This window comes from Bartonella sp. CR127HXZ, from assembly GCF_042194555.1.
Classification (GTDB): domain Bacteria; phylum Pseudomonadota; class Alphaproteobacteria; order Rhizobiales; family Rhizobiaceae; genus Bartonella; species Bartonella grahamii.
Genome location: NZ_JBHIMZ010000001.1, coordinates 122562 through 140508, shown reverse-complemented (window position 1 = coordinate 140508; position 17947 = coordinate 122562). Strand labels below are relative to the sequence as shown.

General features: G+C 34.8%; 13 protein-coding genes. 5 read left to right on the top strand and 8 right to left on the bottom strand.

Translation table 11 applies throughout. The features are described 5' to 3' along the window. The first annotated feature begins 529 nt into the window (after nt 1–529). Nucleotides 530–1132 carry a superoxide dismutase gene (locus tag ACFIKY_RS00565; protein WP_012754850.1) on the top strand — a complete coding sequence of 201 codons (603 nt, stop codon included), beginning with the start codon at nt 530–532 and terminating at the stop codon, nt 1130–1132. Nucleotides 1133–1215: 83 nt separating this feature from the next. Here the strand turns inward: ACFIKY_RS00565 and ACFIKY_RS00560 are convergent, their stop codons facing one another. Continuing rightward, nucleotides 1216–3309: a S9 family peptidase gene (locus ACFIKY_RS00560; protein ID WP_375661274.1), complete on the bottom strand. Its 2094-nt coding sequence runs from the start codon at nt 3307–3309 to the stop codon at nt 1216–1218. Between the two features lie 854 nt (nt 3310–4163). Between ACFIKY_RS00560 and ACFIKY_RS00555 the strand changes: the two genes are divergently transcribed. Further along, on the top strand, nt 4164–4601 hold the full coding sequence (locus tag ACFIKY_RS00555) for a MucR family transcriptional regulator (RefSeq protein WP_012754848.1): 438 nt from the start codon (nt 4164–4166) through the stop codon (nt 4599–4601). A gap of 98 nt (nt 4602–4699) precedes the next feature. Here the strand turns inward: ACFIKY_RS00555 and ACFIKY_RS00550 are convergent, their stop codons facing one another. Further along, nucleotides 4700–5110: a SufE family protein gene (locus tag ACFIKY_RS00550; protein WP_012754847.1), complete on the bottom strand. Its 411-nt coding sequence runs from the start codon at nt 5108–5110 to the stop codon at nt 4700–4702. A gap of 166 nt (nt 5111–5276) precedes the next feature. Beyond that, the gene (locus ACFIKY_RS00545; protein ID WP_375635751.1) at nt 5277–5594 is read right to left on the bottom strand and encodes a DUF5330 domain-containing protein; all 318 of its coding nucleotides are present in this window, start codon (nt 5592–5594) and stop codon (nt 5277–5279) included. 1134 nt (nt 5595–6728) lie between these two features. Here ACFIKY_RS00545 and ACFIKY_RS00540 point away from each other — a divergent pair. Next, the gene (locus tag ACFIKY_RS00540) at nt 6729–7553 is read left to right on the top strand and encodes a peptidoglycan-binding protein (protein WP_375635837.1); all 825 of its coding nucleotides are present in this window, start codon (nt 6729–6731) and stop codon (nt 7551–7553) included. 109 nt (nt 7554–7662) lie between these two features. Here ACFIKY_RS00540 and ACFIKY_RS00535 read toward each other — a convergent pair whose 3' ends face one another. From ACFIKY_RS00535 to ACFIKY_RS00520, 4 genes are all read right to left on the bottom strand, one after another. After that, nucleotides 7663–7848: a hypothetical protein gene (locus tag ACFIKY_RS00535; protein WP_375635752.1), complete on the bottom strand. Its 186-nt coding sequence runs from the start codon at nt 7846–7848 to the stop codon at nt 7663–7665. A gap of 1452 nt (nt 7849–9300) precedes the next feature. Beyond that, a complete protein-coding gene (gene ppdK, locus ACFIKY_RS00530; protein ID WP_375635753.1) occupies nt 9301–11967 on the bottom strand; it encodes a pyruvate, phosphate dikinase in 2667 nt (888 codons plus the stop codon). Nucleotides 11968–12138: 171 nt separating this feature from the next. Further along, nucleotides 12139–12801, bottom strand: coding sequence for a DsbA family protein (locus ACFIKY_RS00525; protein ID WP_375635754.1), 663 nt, complete (start codon nt 12799–12801; stop codon nt 12139–12141). Nucleotides 12802–12883: 82 nt separating this feature from the next. Continuing rightward, nucleotides 12884–13384 (bottom strand): DUF721 domain-containing protein, encoded by a 501-nt coding sequence (locus tag ACFIKY_RS00520; protein ID WP_375635755.1) that lies wholly within the window; start codon nt 13382–13384, stop codon nt 12884–12886. Nucleotides 13385–13526: 142 nt separating this feature from the next. Here ACFIKY_RS00520 and mutY point away from each other — a divergent pair, with 142 nt between their 5' ends. Then, nucleotides 13527–14585, top strand: a complete 1059-nt coding sequence (mutY, locus tag ACFIKY_RS00515) for an A/G-specific adenine glycosylase (protein WP_375635756.1) — start codon at nt 13527–13529, stop codon at nt 14583–14585. Nucleotides 14586–15358: 773 nt separating this feature from the next. Here mutY and ACFIKY_RS00510 read toward each other — a convergent pair. Continuing rightward, entirely contained in the window at nt 15359–16447 is a 1089-nt protein-coding gene (locus ACFIKY_RS00510; RefSeq protein ID WP_372440009.1) for a site-specific DNA-methyltransferase, read from the bottom strand. A 371-nt stretch (nt 16448–16818) separates the two neighbouring features. Here ACFIKY_RS00510 and ACFIKY_RS00505 point away from each other — a divergent pair, with 371 nt between their 5' ends. Continuing rightward, entirely contained in the window at nt 16819–17514 is a 696-nt protein-coding gene (locus ACFIKY_RS00505; RefSeq protein ID WP_375635757.1) for an HAD family hydrolase, read from the top strand. The last annotated feature ends 433 nt before the right edge of the window (nt 17515–17947 follow it).

The window sequence follows — 17947 nt, the reverse complement described above, 5'->3', positions numbered from 1 at the left end:
TTGGAAACTGGTAAAGTGTGTGATAGTTGCTGTGCTCTTTCATTAAGCGTAAAGATGATAATGTCCACTGGTTTTTACATTATATTATTCATGAGTAGCGCCATAAAATGAAATCAAGCACATTGAAAAATATCTCCTAAAAATAACACTTAAATATTCTATTGCAAACACTATGACACACCTAATAGGTTAGAAGAGTTTTGCAAAAATTAAAAATATTTTATCTGGCATTTGAAAAAATAAAGATATAAGAACAAGGGATAATAGCTATTTCTATTTACTTTTTATTCAAAAGATAATGATATTTTTATCGGTTCATAGATGTAAAAAATCTTCAGAAATAATCTTTATATAGACTAATGCCTTTTTTGATTGATTGGCATACATTTCCTAAAAGCTCCTTTTATAAAAAGAGAGACATTAAAATTAATTTCACACAAATAGGTATTCAACATTTGCTTTTCAATTCTGTAAATGGCAAATTAGACTTATGAAATAAGCTTAACAATTAGAATCGAGGAGATTTTTAATGGCTTTTGAATTGCCCCCGTTGCCTTATGATTACGATGCCCTTTCACCTTATATGTCACGCGAAACGCTTGAATATCATCATGATAAGCATCACCTCGCTTATCTTAACAATACCAATAATTTTGTGAAGGAGTTAGGCTTAGAGAATGAAAGCCTTGAAGATATTGTTAAAAAAAGTTTTGGAAAAAATATTGGTTTGTTTAATAATGCAGCACAGTATTACAATCATAACCACTTTTGGCTTTGGATGAAAAAAGATGGTGGTGGTCAAAAACTTCCTGAAAAGTTAGCAAAAGCTATTGACGCTGATCTAGGTGGTTACGACAAATTCCGCGCTGATTTTATTGCTGCTGCTAGTGCCCAATTTGGTTCTGGATGGGCATGGGTTGCTGTTAAAGATGGCAAGCTTGAAATTATGAAAACGCCTAATGGCGAAAATCCCTTAATTCACAATGCTCGACCTATTTTGGGTGTCGATGTGTGGGAACATTCCTATTACATTGATTATCGCAATGCTCGACCGAAGTACCTCGAATCCTTTGTAGACCATTTAATTAATTGGGACTATGTTTTGAAACTTTATGAAGAATGTGAATTTTAAGCTATCTAGATAATTTTTTTAGTGTATGAAAGTCCCTATAATCCAATAAATTATCGGGGACTTTCAAACAAAGATATTGTGGATTAGCAACAGCCTTTTCCTGCTATCTTGAGAATATATGCATAGATATAGGCAACTTCTTCTAGCTTTGAAAAACGTCCAGCTGCACCAGCGTGCCCCGAATCCATATTAATACGTAATAAAATTGCATTATCGTCTGTTTTTAAGTCTCGTAATTTTGCCACCCATTTTGCAGGCTCCCAGTAAGTTACACGAGGATCTGTTAATCCTGCCATCACAAGTATAGGGGGATAGTTTTGAGCTTTGACATTATCGTAGGGTGAATAGGAAGCAATAAGCTTATAATCTTCTTCTGATTCAAGAGGGTTCCCCCATTCGGCCCATTCTGGAGGTGTGAGTGGCAATGAAGCATCTAACATTGTCGCTAAGACATCAACAAAAGGCACATTCGCTACGATTCCAGCAAAATCCTGTGGAGCTATATTGGCAATGGCTCCCATCAACATCCCCCCTGCTGAACCACCATAAGCAATAAGCCGGTCGTGAGAAGTGAATTTATTGTTTACAAGGTAACGTCCACAAGCAATAAAATCTGTAAATGTATTGTACTTAAAGAGATGTTTTCCTTTCTCATACCATTCTACTCCCTTTTCTTTTCCTCCGCGAATATGAGCAATCGCGTAAATAAAACCTCTGTTTACTAGAGAAAGTACATTACTATTGAAACTGGCAGGAATAGAGATCCCATAAGCACCATAACCGTAAAGAAGACAAGGCGCACCACCATCAAGAGGAGTGTTTTCGTGATAAAAAAGTGAAATAGGAATCTTCTCACCATCGTCTGCTATTGCTGTAATACGTCGTGTTACATATGCATCTTTATTATGCCCAGAGGGAATTATTTGCGTTTTTAAAAGCATTCGTTTACGACTTTTCATCTCATAATCAAACACTTGATCAGGTGTTGTCATAGACGAATAGGAAAAACGAATAGTTGGACTGTTATATTCTGCAACCCCTTGTAGACCTAAAGAATAAGCCTCTTCAGTAAAAGCAATGGAATTAACTTTTTTAGTGGTACGTTCCATTACTTTTATACGTGGAAGCCCCTCAAAACGTTCGATCCAGACAAGAAAATCTTGATAAGCATCATGGGATAATATTAGGCACCCAAGCTGATGTGGGACAAACTCAGACCAATTTTCTGATTGTGGAGATGTATATGGCGCTACCATAATTTTGAAATCTTTTGCATTATCTAGATTGGTCAGAATATAAAAGACATCACCACCTTCTGTAAGTGAATATTCAATACCTTTTTGTCGTTTCCGTACACATTGGGGAGTAGTAAAAGGCGCCTCAGCAGGAATCAACCAGATCTCTGATGTTTCATGATCATGAATATTAATATAAATAATATCATTAAGCTTAGAGCCGCTTACATCTAAGAAAAAACCTGGATTGTCTTCGCGAAAAATAAGCTTATCTTGTGATTGATCAGTGTTTAATCGGTGATAATAGAGCTCTGAAGGTCGGTGATTTTTATCCATTTTAGTATAGAAAAAACCTTCAGATCTAGCATCCCATACAATTTGACCAGATGTATCAGTAATTGTATCCATACAGTCAGACAATGTCTCAAAATTACGAATTTTAGCTGTATAGAATTCTGATCCTTTGTCATCATAGGTCCATACCACATGTGTATGGTCAGGAGATTCTTGAACTGAACCAAATTTGAAATATTCTTTGCCTTCTGCCAAGACATCACCGTTAAGGTAAACGGTTTTTTCTCCGCCATTCCTTGGTGTCCGAAAATAATGCGGTTGTTGACCTCCGGTAACATAAGAGAATCCGTAAGCAAAAGGACCATGTTTTATAGGAACAGAACTATCATTCTCTTGGATCCTGTTTTTCATTTCGGTAAAAAGCAAATCTCGTAATGGTTTTGTATCAGCCATTTGAGCTGATTGATAAGCATTTTCTTTTTCAAGATAATGTCGAATATTTGGATCAAGACAGTTAGGATTTTTAAAAACATCTTGCCAGTTAGACGCACGTAGCCAATGATAGGGATCATCACGAAAAATACCATGATATATTTCCTTATGAGTGATTCTAAATGCTTTGGGAGGAATTGCAAAAGTGCGGGTCATACACAATCCTATATTAAAATATGTTAACAGCTTCGTTTATATGTTAGAATCATAATTATTGATGCAAGTGTAAAAATCTATAAGTTCTATTCACTTGTAAAAATAGCGCCATGATAATTTTTAAAACTAATACCTTTCTGTCCATTACATATCACAGCTATTGTTTTCTAGGGATATAATACCACTTTTATAATGAAAGTGATTGGTAAGACAATTAAACTATGAGAAAAAGAATTGATTTTTTTTGAAACAGTATAATATTATAATTTTATAGAAATTAATAACTATATTTAAAGTATTTTTATTAATGTATAAAACATAAAAATATTCTATGTCGTTTTAATGAATAGTTTTATATTATAAGTAATGCTATTGTGTCTTATTTATAATATAGTACGTTATTTATTATTAAATTTAATAAATATAAATAATAAAAATAAATTTAAAATTTAGAAAAATAAAATTACTAAATTATAAGTATTCAAAATAAAAAATACTAATTTATATATTATATTTTTATAATTAGTAATTTTATTTTTACGTTCTCAAAAAAAATAAATAAATTTTATCCTATATTTTTTTATATTTGTGATGTATTGTATGTTATGTATGATATGTTATAGGATAAAAATATATTTTAGCATGTAATAATTTCGTTTTTCTTATTTTATATTATGACAAAAAAGAGGTATTTATTTGATTTTTTTGTGTTTTGGCAATTTTATAGAATAATTGAATTGACAAAAAAGATTTTTGTACAATATGAAGTTCATGTGCATGAGATCTTTATATCATGAGTATATGCACTATATCTCGATTTTGAATTACTCAATTTTAAATTAAAGGAAACAAGAATGGAACATCGTGCAGTCTTAGAGACTGAAAGCAATTTAGTTATTACATTGGTTGCTGATATTGTTGCTGCCTACGTGAGTAATAATTCTATTCGACCGACTGAAGTGCCAAGTTTAATTGCTGATGTCCATGCTGCTTTTCGTAAAGCAGGGAATTTAGAGTTAACAGAAGTCGAAGTTGAAAAACAAAGGCCTGCCGTTAATCCAAAGCGTTCAGTATTTCCTGATTATCTCATTTGCCTTGAAGATGGGAAAAAATTTAAATCTCTAAAGCGTCATCTCATGACACATTATGGAATGTTGCCAGAGGAGTATCGTGAAAAATGGCAGTTAGATAGTTCTTATCCTATGGTGGCGCCTAATTATGCAAAAACACGATCAGCTTTGGCCAAAGAAATGGGTCTTGGACGCAAAAGTAAACGGAAAAAAACTAAATAATCTTATTTTGCGAAAAAATGGTTTCGTGTATAAATTTGATTTCAGTATACATGTTTTGTGTGAAGCTTTTGTATATATAGCAATTTCTATCAAGGGGATTATACATAGCTTTCGTTACGAATCCGTTTAATCATTGATTTCAGACCATTTGATCGTTGTGGTGTAAGATTTTCATTTAAACCAAGTTTTTCAAAGAGCTCTTGAGCATCGGAATTGCGAATTTCAGAAGCTTTTTTGCCTGAATAAAAAGCAAGAAGTATGTAAATGAGTCCACGCACAATATGAGCATCGGAATCACCTTGAAACGTCAATATTGGATCTTCTGAGTTATTACGTGAAGATAAAAGCCACACTTGGCTAACACAACCAGGAACTTTGTGAGCATCGTTTCGAGCGCTTTCCGGAAAAGGTGGCAATTCATGGCCAAGCTCAATGACATAACGATAACGGTCTTCCCAATTATCCAAAAGCGAAAAGTTCTCTATGATATTACCGATTGTTTCCGCCATTATTTTAGTCCTGTTTTGTTTGAATAATCATTCTTAAATACACTTATAAAAAATAAATATTTATTCTTCCTAACATAAATAACACGAAGAACGTTAAAAATCCTTATTTCAAGATAACATTGTATGGTTTTGTAAGAACTCTTGTATTGCGATTTTGCAAGAAACATTAAGGGAAATCTCTGATATTATTGTTGTTCCCTAATATGTTGCCTAAATATTCATAAGCAGCTCTTGCACCGTAATATGCGCGTTCACCAAGTGAACTTAAAAATGATTTTCCTACTTTGCAGGTTTCTATATTACGGTCACAAAATGCTCCTAGGTCATTTAAAGCTTCTTTAAATGACCTAATCACATCGCTCGTTGTTGTCTCATTATTTTTGGGGCTAAAAGAATAGTCACTGGTTGGATTTGCTACAAAAAATGAAATAATGACAAAAATAAAAAATAAAAAAAATGATAATTTGATTAAAAAACGTATCATGGGCAATCAATGTACCGCAGTGGTAAATACAATAAAAGAAACATTTTATACACTGTTTCTTTATAAACAATTTATAAAATTTGTTTTTTATAAAATTGAGTATTCATTTATTGGATCTATATCATTGGCTTTTTTATAAATATGGCACAATGCCGCTGTATAAAATGGGATACATTGTCTATTCAGTAAAAATTTAACATCCCAATTATACACTTACAGGCTGATCATATTAATGAACATACCATGATAAAAAATGAGAGATATAACCATGATCGTGCATAAGAGTTAAGAAATGTACCCCCCACATTTATAATCTTTTATTCCACAAGAAAGTGTAGCAATGAGATAAGGATTAAACACAGAGTCCAATTTCTTTTCCATATTGTGTACATACTTATTTTAAATAATAGTTCATCATCTTAGCTTAGTTGAAAAGACTAAAAAGAGTCAGACTCTGTTATTCTGACTCTAGTAGTGATAAAATATTTATATTATCTATAAAATTTTTACTAGAACATCACCAACATGATCAATATGTCGATCAAAAGATCAAACAATAGCTTCATCTCTTATAACTCCATCTCAAGATCTCAAGACAAGTTTTTCTATAACATTGTAAACATCAATTTAATTGATACAAAAGTAGCTCCACCAAAATATAATAACCTTAAGAGACCAGTATTCTCACCAAACCGTTTACAGAAAAGTAACCCTATATATGTAAATTGTAAAGAATATAATGACTCTTATCTTTTTAACGTTATAGAAAAATAGTCTCTAACTTGTTTTTAAATGATAGGCAAACATCTGCGCCAAAAATGAAGAATAACGTGATATTATTATTGAGATGATTATATGTGATAATGCAGTTTGCAAACACTAAAATGCTCTTGAACGTTAATCATTCGATGTTCTCTTTATACATATTGAAAGATTTGTAAAATCTGAAATTAATAAAAATTGATAAGAGCTCTTGTTGATTGATCAACTTATACATTGATAGAATGAAGCTGCTTATTCTAGGAGTTTGAAAGGAAAAAACAATAATGTAAATGCATTTCTCTCTAGCGAAAAGTAAGAACTAATTTGCATTCGTTTCTTTGTGAAACATAAACGCAACTGAAAATAAAAATGATGACAACAAAACGAAAGACGACCCGAAAAAAAACTGTAAAACACCGTAAATACTATAGTAGTATTGTTATAACACTTCTTCTTATAATTTTTCATTTTATTTTTTGGATAGCAAAAACTCTTTATTTCTATACACGAAAAAATACTTTATTTTTTGTTGGATCTCTTCTTTTTAGCATTAGTTTTTTATTTATTTCATTTAATGCTTTATTTTCGCAAATGACAACGCATCAAAATATTTTAACTCAAATGAAATTTTCCTCCGTTCAAAGTATAGGGAAGAGCTCTACTTTATTGGAAAAAGAAGCAAAATCACAAGAACTCTCTCGTGTAACTTCTCTACATTCTCCAAGTCATCACCATACAAATTCACCTTTACCTCCTCAATCAGCAAGCATTCTGGAAAAGCAAAAAGAACTAGTAAAATTAGGACTTTATGATGGACCTTTAGATGGACTGGAAGGACCTAAAACACGCCGAGCTATCACTTTATGGAAACAACAAACTGCTCAGAGAATGCAAAAGAATGCTCTATCTAATCCCACAACAGATGAAATTGCGATATTAATTAAGCAGAGCGAAATAGAAACAAAAAATATGACGCACTTAAAAGAAGCTATTTCAGAGCCTTCTGTCGAAGATATTATACAAGTGCAAAAAGCTTTACATATTTTTGGGAATGAAGAGGTTATTGTCACAGGAATAGAAGATCAAAAGACGATAGAAGCCTTAAAACAGTTTCAAAAAATGTTTGATCTTCCTGTAACAGGTAAAATTAATCACACAATTTTAATGAAAATGCGCGAAATTGGTTTATTAAATTGAGGCTAATCATCTATACTATAAAAATAATCTCTTAATTTATAATGATAATTCATCTTTCGCTTGTTTAATGCCCCCCCCAAACATTCCTTCATCTCAAGCCCTCTTATATTCAATCAATCAGAATGGTTTTCTTACACATTATATATTGCGCCATACAATCTGCTGTAAGAAAACCACAACCAATTGCAGAAAAAGAAATATTGCAAAATAACAAACGCGCTTGTTCTAGCATTTTTATTACTTCTGATGATAAAAGGACACGAAATTTTATTGTAGTATCATGTAAACCTTTCATATTCTCGAGCCACGAATTGTCCACATCTTATCGTCAATTTGATCTTTATAAATATGACGCAAAGAATTTGTGCAAACACCTGTAAGGATAAGTAGACGTAAAGCTAGTTGTGTTATGCTTGTTGTTTTGCAAAGTGTCTGATAAAAAACCGGCACTTCTCTCCAATCTATTGCTGGAAAGTTTTGTGTTTTATGACGTTGTTTTCTAAGAGAGCGTGTGCTTTTGGTGTCGTCTAAAAATCAACATCCAAACCTAACGCAGCAGTATGTTTGAAGCAAATGTTAAGACAGTTTAGTACTTTCTCAACTGTTATAGCTTTTGTATGCCAAATGGAGGCAAGAGCATTGCACATCTCTGTTTGTATAATCTCTGAAACAGAGAGACAGTCTAATTTGGGAAGAATATGAAATTTTAAGGGTAGAAACCAGTTTTCATCTTTGCCATTTCCTTTTAATTTAGCTTTACGACTTTCAAAGACATCTAAAGCAATGTCTTTAAAATAATGGAGATTACCTATTGCCTCATGCTTTTATTTAGCTCGCGTCTTTTTGGGCCCCCCCTCACGTAAAACAAAATGTCCTAAACGGAATATACGTGGATTGCCATTCACGATCTTTCTTAAAAAAACATTTCTAAAGCACCCAAGCCCATTTCGCAACAACGGCCCGTGAATAATAATAGCAGCCTTCTCTGTGCGCTATCATCTTTACGCTTGTGAAGAAGCAAACCGGCACCATTACACACTACCTACCTTCAATTTGTGACAGCTCTTGACACTTGAAGAAGCATATCCTTGCTTTATTTTTTTATCCATAGACGCTAATTCCACCTGTAATATGCAAAAAACATGGTTTTAATTGATTCATTATCAAAGAAGTTGAAATGAGACAATCTTGTGATATTTACAGCTTTCGTTCAATATGAGAAATAAAAAATTATCATTATAAATCAACATATTGTATAACTTTGATATTCCTTCAGGAATGTAAAGATGATAGCGCATAGTAGAGTTTATATACTTTGGGAAGATTTTTATAAACTTACGGGGAGTTTTACATAATCCCCATTCCACGAATGTCAATGTGAAATGGGGCATCCACTGAGAGATGTCTATCTCAAACAGCATGATGTGCAAAAAAAATGCATTTGTTTGGAGCATTCTATTTTGCGTGAGGAGTCCATTACCCTATAAAAAAGCAAACGTGTAAATTGACTGCACAATAACACGTTTCTCTCTATCAAGAGGTTCGTCAATAGAAAGTGTATTAATAATACATCTTTGTCTATCCTGCTTTATATTTTCTCTCATAAACCTCTCAAAAATACACTTTCTCGCGTAACATAACTTATCGTGCATTTTAGAAGCAATTTTATTTCCTTTATTAAAGAAAATAAAAGAATATATAAAAAATTATTTCAGTAATAACTATACAACAAAAAAATATTAACCCATTATATCCTTTTTGCTATTGCGGCCTGGGCTGCTGCTAAACGAGCAATTGGTACTCGAAAAGGAGAACACGAAACATAATCTAGGTTATTTTCTTCGCATAAAGCAATAGAGGCCGGATCGCCTCCATGTTCACCGCAAATTCCTAATTTTATTTTTGCACGCTTTGATCGTCCACGCTGTGCAGCAATGGTAATAAGTTCTCCTACTCCATCACAGTCAATAGACACGAAAGGATCTTGCTCTAAAAGACCTTTTTGAAAATAGGTTGCCAAAAAAGGAGCAGCATCATCACGGGAAATCCCAAAAGTGGTTTGTGTCAAATCGTTTGTTCCAAATGAAAAAAATTCAGCAGTTTCAGCAATTTCATCTGCTCGAAGCGCCGCCCTTGGAAGCTCAATCATCGTCCCAACCATATATTGAATAGTGCTTCCCTTTTCTTTCATCACTTCCTCAGCAACCTGATCAATACGTGCTTTTACAAAATCGAGTTCAGATTTAAGCGCAACAAGTGGCACCATAATTTCAAGCATAACAGGAGATCCAGATTTTTGGGCAGCTTCTGCTGCTGCTTCAAAAATCGCCCGCGCTTGCATTTCTGCAATTTCAGGATAAGTAATAGCTAAACGGCATCCACGTAATCCAAGCATAGGATTAAATTCATGCAACTGCTGAGCGCGTTCAGCAAGCACTTCAGCAGAAACACCCATAGCTGTTGCAACATCAAGAATTTCTGTTTTCGTTTTAGGTAAAAATTCATGTAATGGTGGATCTAGCAAGCGGATAGTAACAGGTAAACCACACATAATTTCAAATAATTCACTAAAATCTGAACGCTGCATTGGCAAAAGCTTATCTAGTGCTTTACGACGACCATTTTCATCATGACTTAAAATCATTTCACGCATGGCAACGATACGTTCATCAGAAAAAAACATATGCTCCGTACGGCAAAGACCTATACCTTCAGCCCCAAAGGAACGCCCCATACGGGCATCAGATGGTGTATCAGCATTAGCGCGAACTTTGAGACGCCGCATTCCATCAGCCCATTCCATTAATTTTGCAAAGTCTCCGCAAAGCTGAGGTTGCAACATTGCAACTTTCCCTTTGAAAATTTCTCCACTTCCACCATCAATTGTAATAATATCACCTTTTTTAAAGCTTTCTCCTGAAGCAAACAGCGTATTTGTGTTATAATCAATCCGCACACTTCCAGCACCAGAAATACATGGTTTCCCCATCCCCCGCGCAACAACAGCAGCGTGACTTGTCATACCGCCACGCGTTGTTAAAATTCCTTCTGCAGCATGCATACCATGGATATCTTCTGGGCTTGTTTCTACACGGACCAAAATAACTTTGCGACCTTCCGCCGACACCGTTTCTGCCTCTTCTGAAGTAAAAACAATTTCACCAGTTGCGGCTCCAGGAGAAGCAGGTAAACCACGTCCTATAATAGAACGTTCTGCTTTGGGATCAAGTGTTGGATGCAAAAGTTGGTCCAGCGACTTTGCATCAATACGCATCACAGCCTCTTCATGGTTTATTAACCCCTCTTCAACCATTTCAATTGCTATCTTGAGAGCCGCACGAGCCGTGCGTTTTCCTGAACGAGTCTGAAGCATCCATAATTTACCTTTTTCAATGGTAAATTCGAGATCTTGCATATCCCGATAATGCTGCTCAAGCTTCTGCGCTATCTGACATAATTTCAAAAAAGCCTCAGGCATAATTTTTTCTAATGACGGCCTATTTGAACCAGCAACAATACGCGCATTTTCTGTAATATTTTGAGGTGTTCGAATGCCCGCCACAACATCTTCCCCTTGCGCATTAACTAAAAATTCACCATAAAGTTCTTTTTTCCCTGTCGATGGATTGCGTGTAAAAGCAACACCTGTTGCCGAATCTTCACCCATGTTGCCAAAAACCATAGCTTGCACATTAACTGCCGTTCCCCAACTTTCAGGAATATTATGTAAACGGCGATAGGTAACTGCACGTGCTGTCATCCAACTTGAAAAAACGGCTCCAATTGCTCCCCATAACTGCTGTTCAGGATTTTGTGGAAAAGGTTTTCCTAATTTTTCTTCAACATATGCTTTATAAGAAGTAATAATATTCTTCCAATCACCTGCTGTCATTTCTGTATCAATAGTGTAACCATTGCGTACTTTTGCTTCATCAAGAATTTCTTCAAAATACGCATGATCTAACCCCAAAACAACGTTAGAATACATTTGGATAAAACGCCGATAACTATCATAAGCAAAACGTTCATTATTAGCTTGTAAAGCAATGGCTTTTACAGTCTCATCATTCATGCCAAGGTTAAGCACTGTGTCCATCATCCCTGGCATAGAAGTTCTAGCACCTGAACGAACAGAAAGCAAAAGTGGCTTTTGCTCACTCCCAAATTCACGTCCTGTTTGTTCACCAATGCGTCTTAGTGCTTGCTTAACAGATTCCTGTAGCTCTTCTGGATATGATTTGTCATGGGCATAATAAAAATTACAAACTTCTGTTGTCAGCGTAAATCCGGGTGGTACGGGCAAACCAAGATTACTCATTTCTGCCAAATTAGCCCCTTTACCTCCGAGAAGATTACGCTCACTTGCACTTCCTTCTGCCTTTCCATCTCCAAAACTATAAACCCATTTTTTCATTGTACAAATCCTCCCATATCAGCATCAAAACATCATTCAACCTAGGCTCACTTAAAAGCAATGATTTGATTCAAAATCGGCTCAACAAAAAATATTGCTTCATAAATGCATAATATTAATCCTTCCAAAAGCGATAATGACTAAAAGTATCACTATCTATCTTCTGGAAGATTAAGATTCATTTTTAAGAAAACTATCAATCACCGAAAAAAAGTCTTCTACTTTCATGGCACCTTCATATTTACTACCATTAATAAAGAAAGTAGGCGTTGCTGTAACACCAAGTTTTTTACCACGCTCAAAGGATGCATTCACTTCATCTAAAATGGCTTGATTTTTCAAACATGCAGTAAAACTTTCATCTGTAAAACCAGCCATTAAGCCAATTTTTTTCAATGGTGTTAGAGCATCTTTTCCGAAAGCCCATTCATTTTGTTTTTGAAATAAAACTTCTATTAAAGGAAAATAGCGATCTTCTGGTGCACACTGTGCCAACATAAAACCTGCTGTTGCCCGAGGATCAAAAGCATAATCGCGGAAAATCAGTTTTACTTTTCCTGTTTTGATATATTTTTTACGAATTTGAGGAAGTATATCATTATAAAAATGCGCACAATGGGTACATGTCAACGAAGCATACTCAACAATGACGACTGGTGCATCCGCCTCTCCCTCAAAGCGATCCTTTACTTTACCCGATTGGAGAATCTCTTCCATATCAACAGTTGCCACTGGTTTGGGATCACGCGCTAAAGCAACTGTTACACTGTTTTGTACAATCGTTATGAAGAGAAAAATTATCCCGAAAGATAAAAAAGAACGATATTTTACCATAAATAATACTTTTCTGTTGTTATTAACGAATAAGAATCCAACGCTTTCTCATATATTAAAGAAAAATATATAAAATATCTTGCTATTTATTATTTTTTTCCAAAAAAATGCAACAGCCAAGTTTATAAAGTGATTGGCGCAAGCTTTTATCTTCAATTCCTTCAAGCATTTCTCCCACGCATTTTTTGTCTTGTTCACTCAAAGACGATTTTAGAGGCAAGTGATTCATAAAAACCGTCATACTCCTTTGCTCAATCTTGATGCGATCAATAGCAATATAGCCAAAAAATCCGTTAATTCTATGAAGTAATTCCTCTGTTTCATGCATCAATTTTAACGCAGCAAATCCTTCACATGCGACAACAAGTGTTGCTGGCTGAAAAACATCATCTTGATCTGCACGACGTTTCCAAATAATTTTAAGCGGCATTGTATGTTCACTGATATCATAGCCCGCAATTTGTGGCCAATGTTCTATAAGCGCTACATTAAGCCCTGTCCGTTTGCGTAAAACTGGATCAAGTATTTTGTATACCGTCTCAGAAAGAGAATAAAAGATATGTTTTTTAAGTTGTTTTCTCATTTTTAGATCATTGTTCAATCGCTTACTAAATTAAAATCATTTGTTTCATCTAAAAATTATTGCCTCCTCAATTTATGAAAGATCAACAAAATAAATAATTTTTTCTTTTGCATTTTATATCTTCCTATGCTTGAAAACAATCATGTATGAAATTTCTTCGCACCTCCTTGCTTGGTACGATCAAAATCACAGACATCTCCCATGGCGGATTACCCCCGAAAAGCAAAAACAAGGTATCCGTCCTGATCCTTATCAAGTTTGGCTTTCTGAAATCATGCTTCAACAAACAACCGTTGAAACAGTTAAGCCTTATTTTAAAAAGTTTCTGAAACTATGGCCTGATCTTTCCTCTTTAGCAAAAGCCTCACAAGATGACATCATGAAAGCATGGGCTGGACTTGGTTATTATTCACGCGCACGTAATCTTAAAAAATGTGCGCAACAGCTTGTTGAAAACTACGCGGGACAATTTCCACAATCTGTAAAAGAATTGCGAACTCTAGCCGGTATTGGAGATTATACTGCCGCAGCCATTGCTTCAATTGCTTTTAATCACCCTGTAGCAGTGGTTGATGGTAATGTCGAACGTGTGGTAGCGCGCCTTTTTGCTATCACTTCAATATTACAAAAAGCAAAAGTTGAAATTAAAGAAAAAACACAAAAAATTACTGCTTTAAATCGTCCTGGTGACTTTGCTCAAGCAATGATGGATTTAGGAGCAACAGTTTGTACTCCACGCAAACCATCTTGTTATACCTGCCCTCTTCAATGTTTATGTAAAGCAGCAAAGACGCAACAACCGGAATCTTTTCCAGTCAAAGCCCCTAAAAAAGAACGCCCTTCAAAAACAGGTATTGCTTTTGTGGCTCTTAATAAAAAGAGACAAATTTATTTGGAAAAACGACAGACGCAAAAGCTCCTTGGTGGAATGACCCAAATTCCTAACAATATTGGCATAAACAACGAAAATGGGCTCCAAAATGCACCCTTTACTGCCAATTGGCAATTCAAAGGACAAATTACGCATGTTTTTACTCACTTTTCTCTAAAACTCGATGTTTACTATACTGAGGATATTCATGAAATGAATTGTGAAAATGGTTGGTGGTGTAACATTCAACATCTTGCCGAAGAAGCACTACCTACTGTTATGAAAAAAGCCATTTCCGTAGCACTTCCCAATTCTTTCAGATTTAAATAACCTTCCCTATTCGTAAAAATGTTTTCTAACGGAGACTTTTGTATCTCTAACGATCATTTATTAAGTCATTTATTAATCTGTAAAAGAAAAACTTAAAAAAATGAAATAACCAATTTTTTCTACAGATAAGAATTAAGGAGGGGTAAAAAAGCTTAGAAAGCTTAGATTTAAATTTCAGAATCTATCCTTTTTTGCTTATGAAGGAGCAAGTCAGCACCATCATTATATTTACCAGTCCCCTACAACAACCCTTGGCACTTGAAACGGTTCATAAAAGGTACTTTTTAGTTCTTTCTTTAACAATTTTATTCACACGCCAACCCCGCTTATGACATGCAAGCAAGTAAATTTTATTGATTCAATATGAAACAGGTCTGAAATAAGAAAATTTGACGATATTCGGGGGGAACTCAATATGAATAACGCTAAATTATCTTGATAAACCAATACATTTTACGCACTTTATAGATGCACATATTACCTCAAAAAAGCACTTAATTTTGAGCTTCTGAATGAGCCTTTTAATTTTGATATTTCATTTTTATAAGATTATATTAAAATTTTACTGTTTTGGAACTAAAATCAGAACATAGAGTGAAAGTTTCTCATTTTAATTTCTTCTACAAGAAGCAAAAAATACTCGCTTGCCGCTTACAAGCGAGATTAGTGTGTTAATAAAAAACATCTAAGAAAGGCATAAAATGCCCTCACGTCCATCTCAATCAAGATCAGGTACATTGATGATCACTCTAGAATGAAGCGATCAGCTTAGTTCATAAAACACCCGTTTTTAACATTTGTGAACGTATGATCATTCTTAAATGATCTATGGACTTCAACCGTCCATTTTCCTCATAATACCAAAATGTCCAACCATTACAACTCTGCGAATCTTGAGCCTTTCTTCCCATTGCGTGAATTGAGCCCGCTTCACCACCATGCATAATCGTACCATCAGCTCTTACAATAGCAGACACTTGCTTCTTACGATCATAAAGAACTTCTCCAGGATAGAGTAAACCTGCTTCAAGCAAACTGTTGAATGCTACGCGCGGTTCTGCTTTTTTTCTATCCAAAATCGCTAGTTCTGGTTGCGCTAAAGGTTTAACCGCTGCAATTCTCTCACATGCTGCATCAATGTAATCTTGCTCGCGTTCAATCCCAACAAAATCACGCCCTAAAAGCTTGGCAACAGCACCTGTTGTTCCCGAACCAAAAAACGGATCAAGAATAACATCACCAGGTTTACTAGAAGCCATAATAATACGCGCTAATAACGCTTGCGGTTTTTGTGTTGGATGTAATTTACGCCCTGAATCATCCTTTAAACGTTCAGCTCCAGTGCAGAGAGGGAAAAGCCAATCTGAACGCATTTGTAGATCTTCATTGGCCGCTTTTAAGGCATCATAATTAAATGTGTACTTTTTATCTTTTTGATCTCGCACGGCCCAAATAAGCGTCTCATGAGCATTTTGAAAACGGCGCCCTCGAAAATTAGGCATCGGATTATTTTTGCGCCAAATAATATCATTAAGCATCCAAAAACCTAAATCTTGTAATGCCGTCCCAACTCGAAAAATATTATGGTAAGATCCGATAACCCAAAGTGTTCCGTTGGGTTTTAATACACGACGACAAGCAAGCAACCATGCACGGGTAAAAGCATCATACGCAGCAAAACTCTCAAACTGATCCCATGCATCATCAACCGCATCAACAAGCGAATGATCTGGACGGTATAAAGCTCCGTCCAATTGCAAATTATAGGGTGGGTCCGCAAAAATCATATCAACGGAATGTTTTGGAAGTTTTTCTAGAACGGAAACACAATCTCCTTTAAAAATTTTATTGCGCCATGGCATCTGTGAGGGAGTACGAAGAAAATCTTTTTGAAGCTGAATAACTGTCATGAAAAACCCAACAAAATTAACTGAATTTGCCCTATAATCAACCAAAATAGTTTATAGGCCCGCATTACCAATCCATATTTACAAAATAGCGTAAACGTATCGTTAAATTTCTACAAAATTGATAATTGTTTTTGTTTTTTTAAGTAAAAAAACTTTCATATGAATGAAACCTTATTTTTCTTTTTTTCAATGTACTGTTCCCATATCATTTATTTCGTAAAAGAATTAAGAATCATTTTCAAAGCGTATTTTTATGAAATAAGATCTTCTCAATATCGTTTTCATAAAAGTTGTCCATCTCGTAACATGTAAAGGAATATCTTATGCCTCAGATAGATCTTATTATTTTTGATTGTGACGGAGTTCTCGTCGACTCTGAATATCTTGCAGCAAAAATTGGATCTCAATTGCTCAAACAAACAGGATATGAAATATCATCCGAAGAATTGAGTGAGCGTTTTGCAGGACTTATCTTTCCCGATATTCTTAAACACGTTGAACAGGAAACAGAAAAACCAATTTCTGCTCATCTCATAGATCAGATGACTAATATTTTTCGTACACAAATAAAAACTAAATTACGGGCTATTGATGATGTAAGAGAAGCCGTAGAAATTATTCAAACACGCTATCCCTACTGTATCTGCTCTAATGCAAAAAGCGTAGATATAAAAGAGATGCTCACCACGGTTGATCTCTATGACCTTTTTGAAGGTAAAATATTTTCAGCACCTGAAGTTGGAACAAAAAGAACGAAACCAGCCCCTGATGTTTTCCTTTTTGCCGCACAACAATTACAGGCAGAGCCCCAAAACACTATCGTTATAGAAGATTCACTTCATGGTGTACACGCAGCCATAGCAGCAGGCATGCGTGTCATCGGCTTTACCGGAGGATCACATAGCTATCTTGGCCACTCCAATGCACTTGCAGAAGCTGGAGCAGAAACAGTTATCGCAAAACATGCTCATTTAGGAGAAGTCTTAGAAGCAATGGCAGTATGGCGAGATCTATTATAAAAAATCTCTTGAATATATCAGTTTGTAAACTCTTGTAAGAAGCATTTTTACTCAAATGCCCTTCTCTTCTCGCTACTTCTTTTATAATAACTTTAGTAAATGCGTAATTCAGGACATCTTTCTTCTTTATAAACGTCAAAGATTCTGATGCCCTAAGAATTTTATATTATGGGGCTTTATCATCATATCTATTAATTGCAAAATAGACTTGAGTACCTTGAGAAGGATTTCTTAAAAAAGCACATAAATATGAAACATAGAACAACGTAAAGAGATACCTGTAGTTGCTCAAAATTTTCTGAAAGCACTTGTATAGATTTTTTAAATAAGCAATGAAATCAGATCTTTTCAAAAGTAATCCAACTTTAGGAAAGGCATCCTTTCTAAAAATAAAAGTGGCTTTTCGGTTTGGAAAGAAGAAAATGTTGAAAAA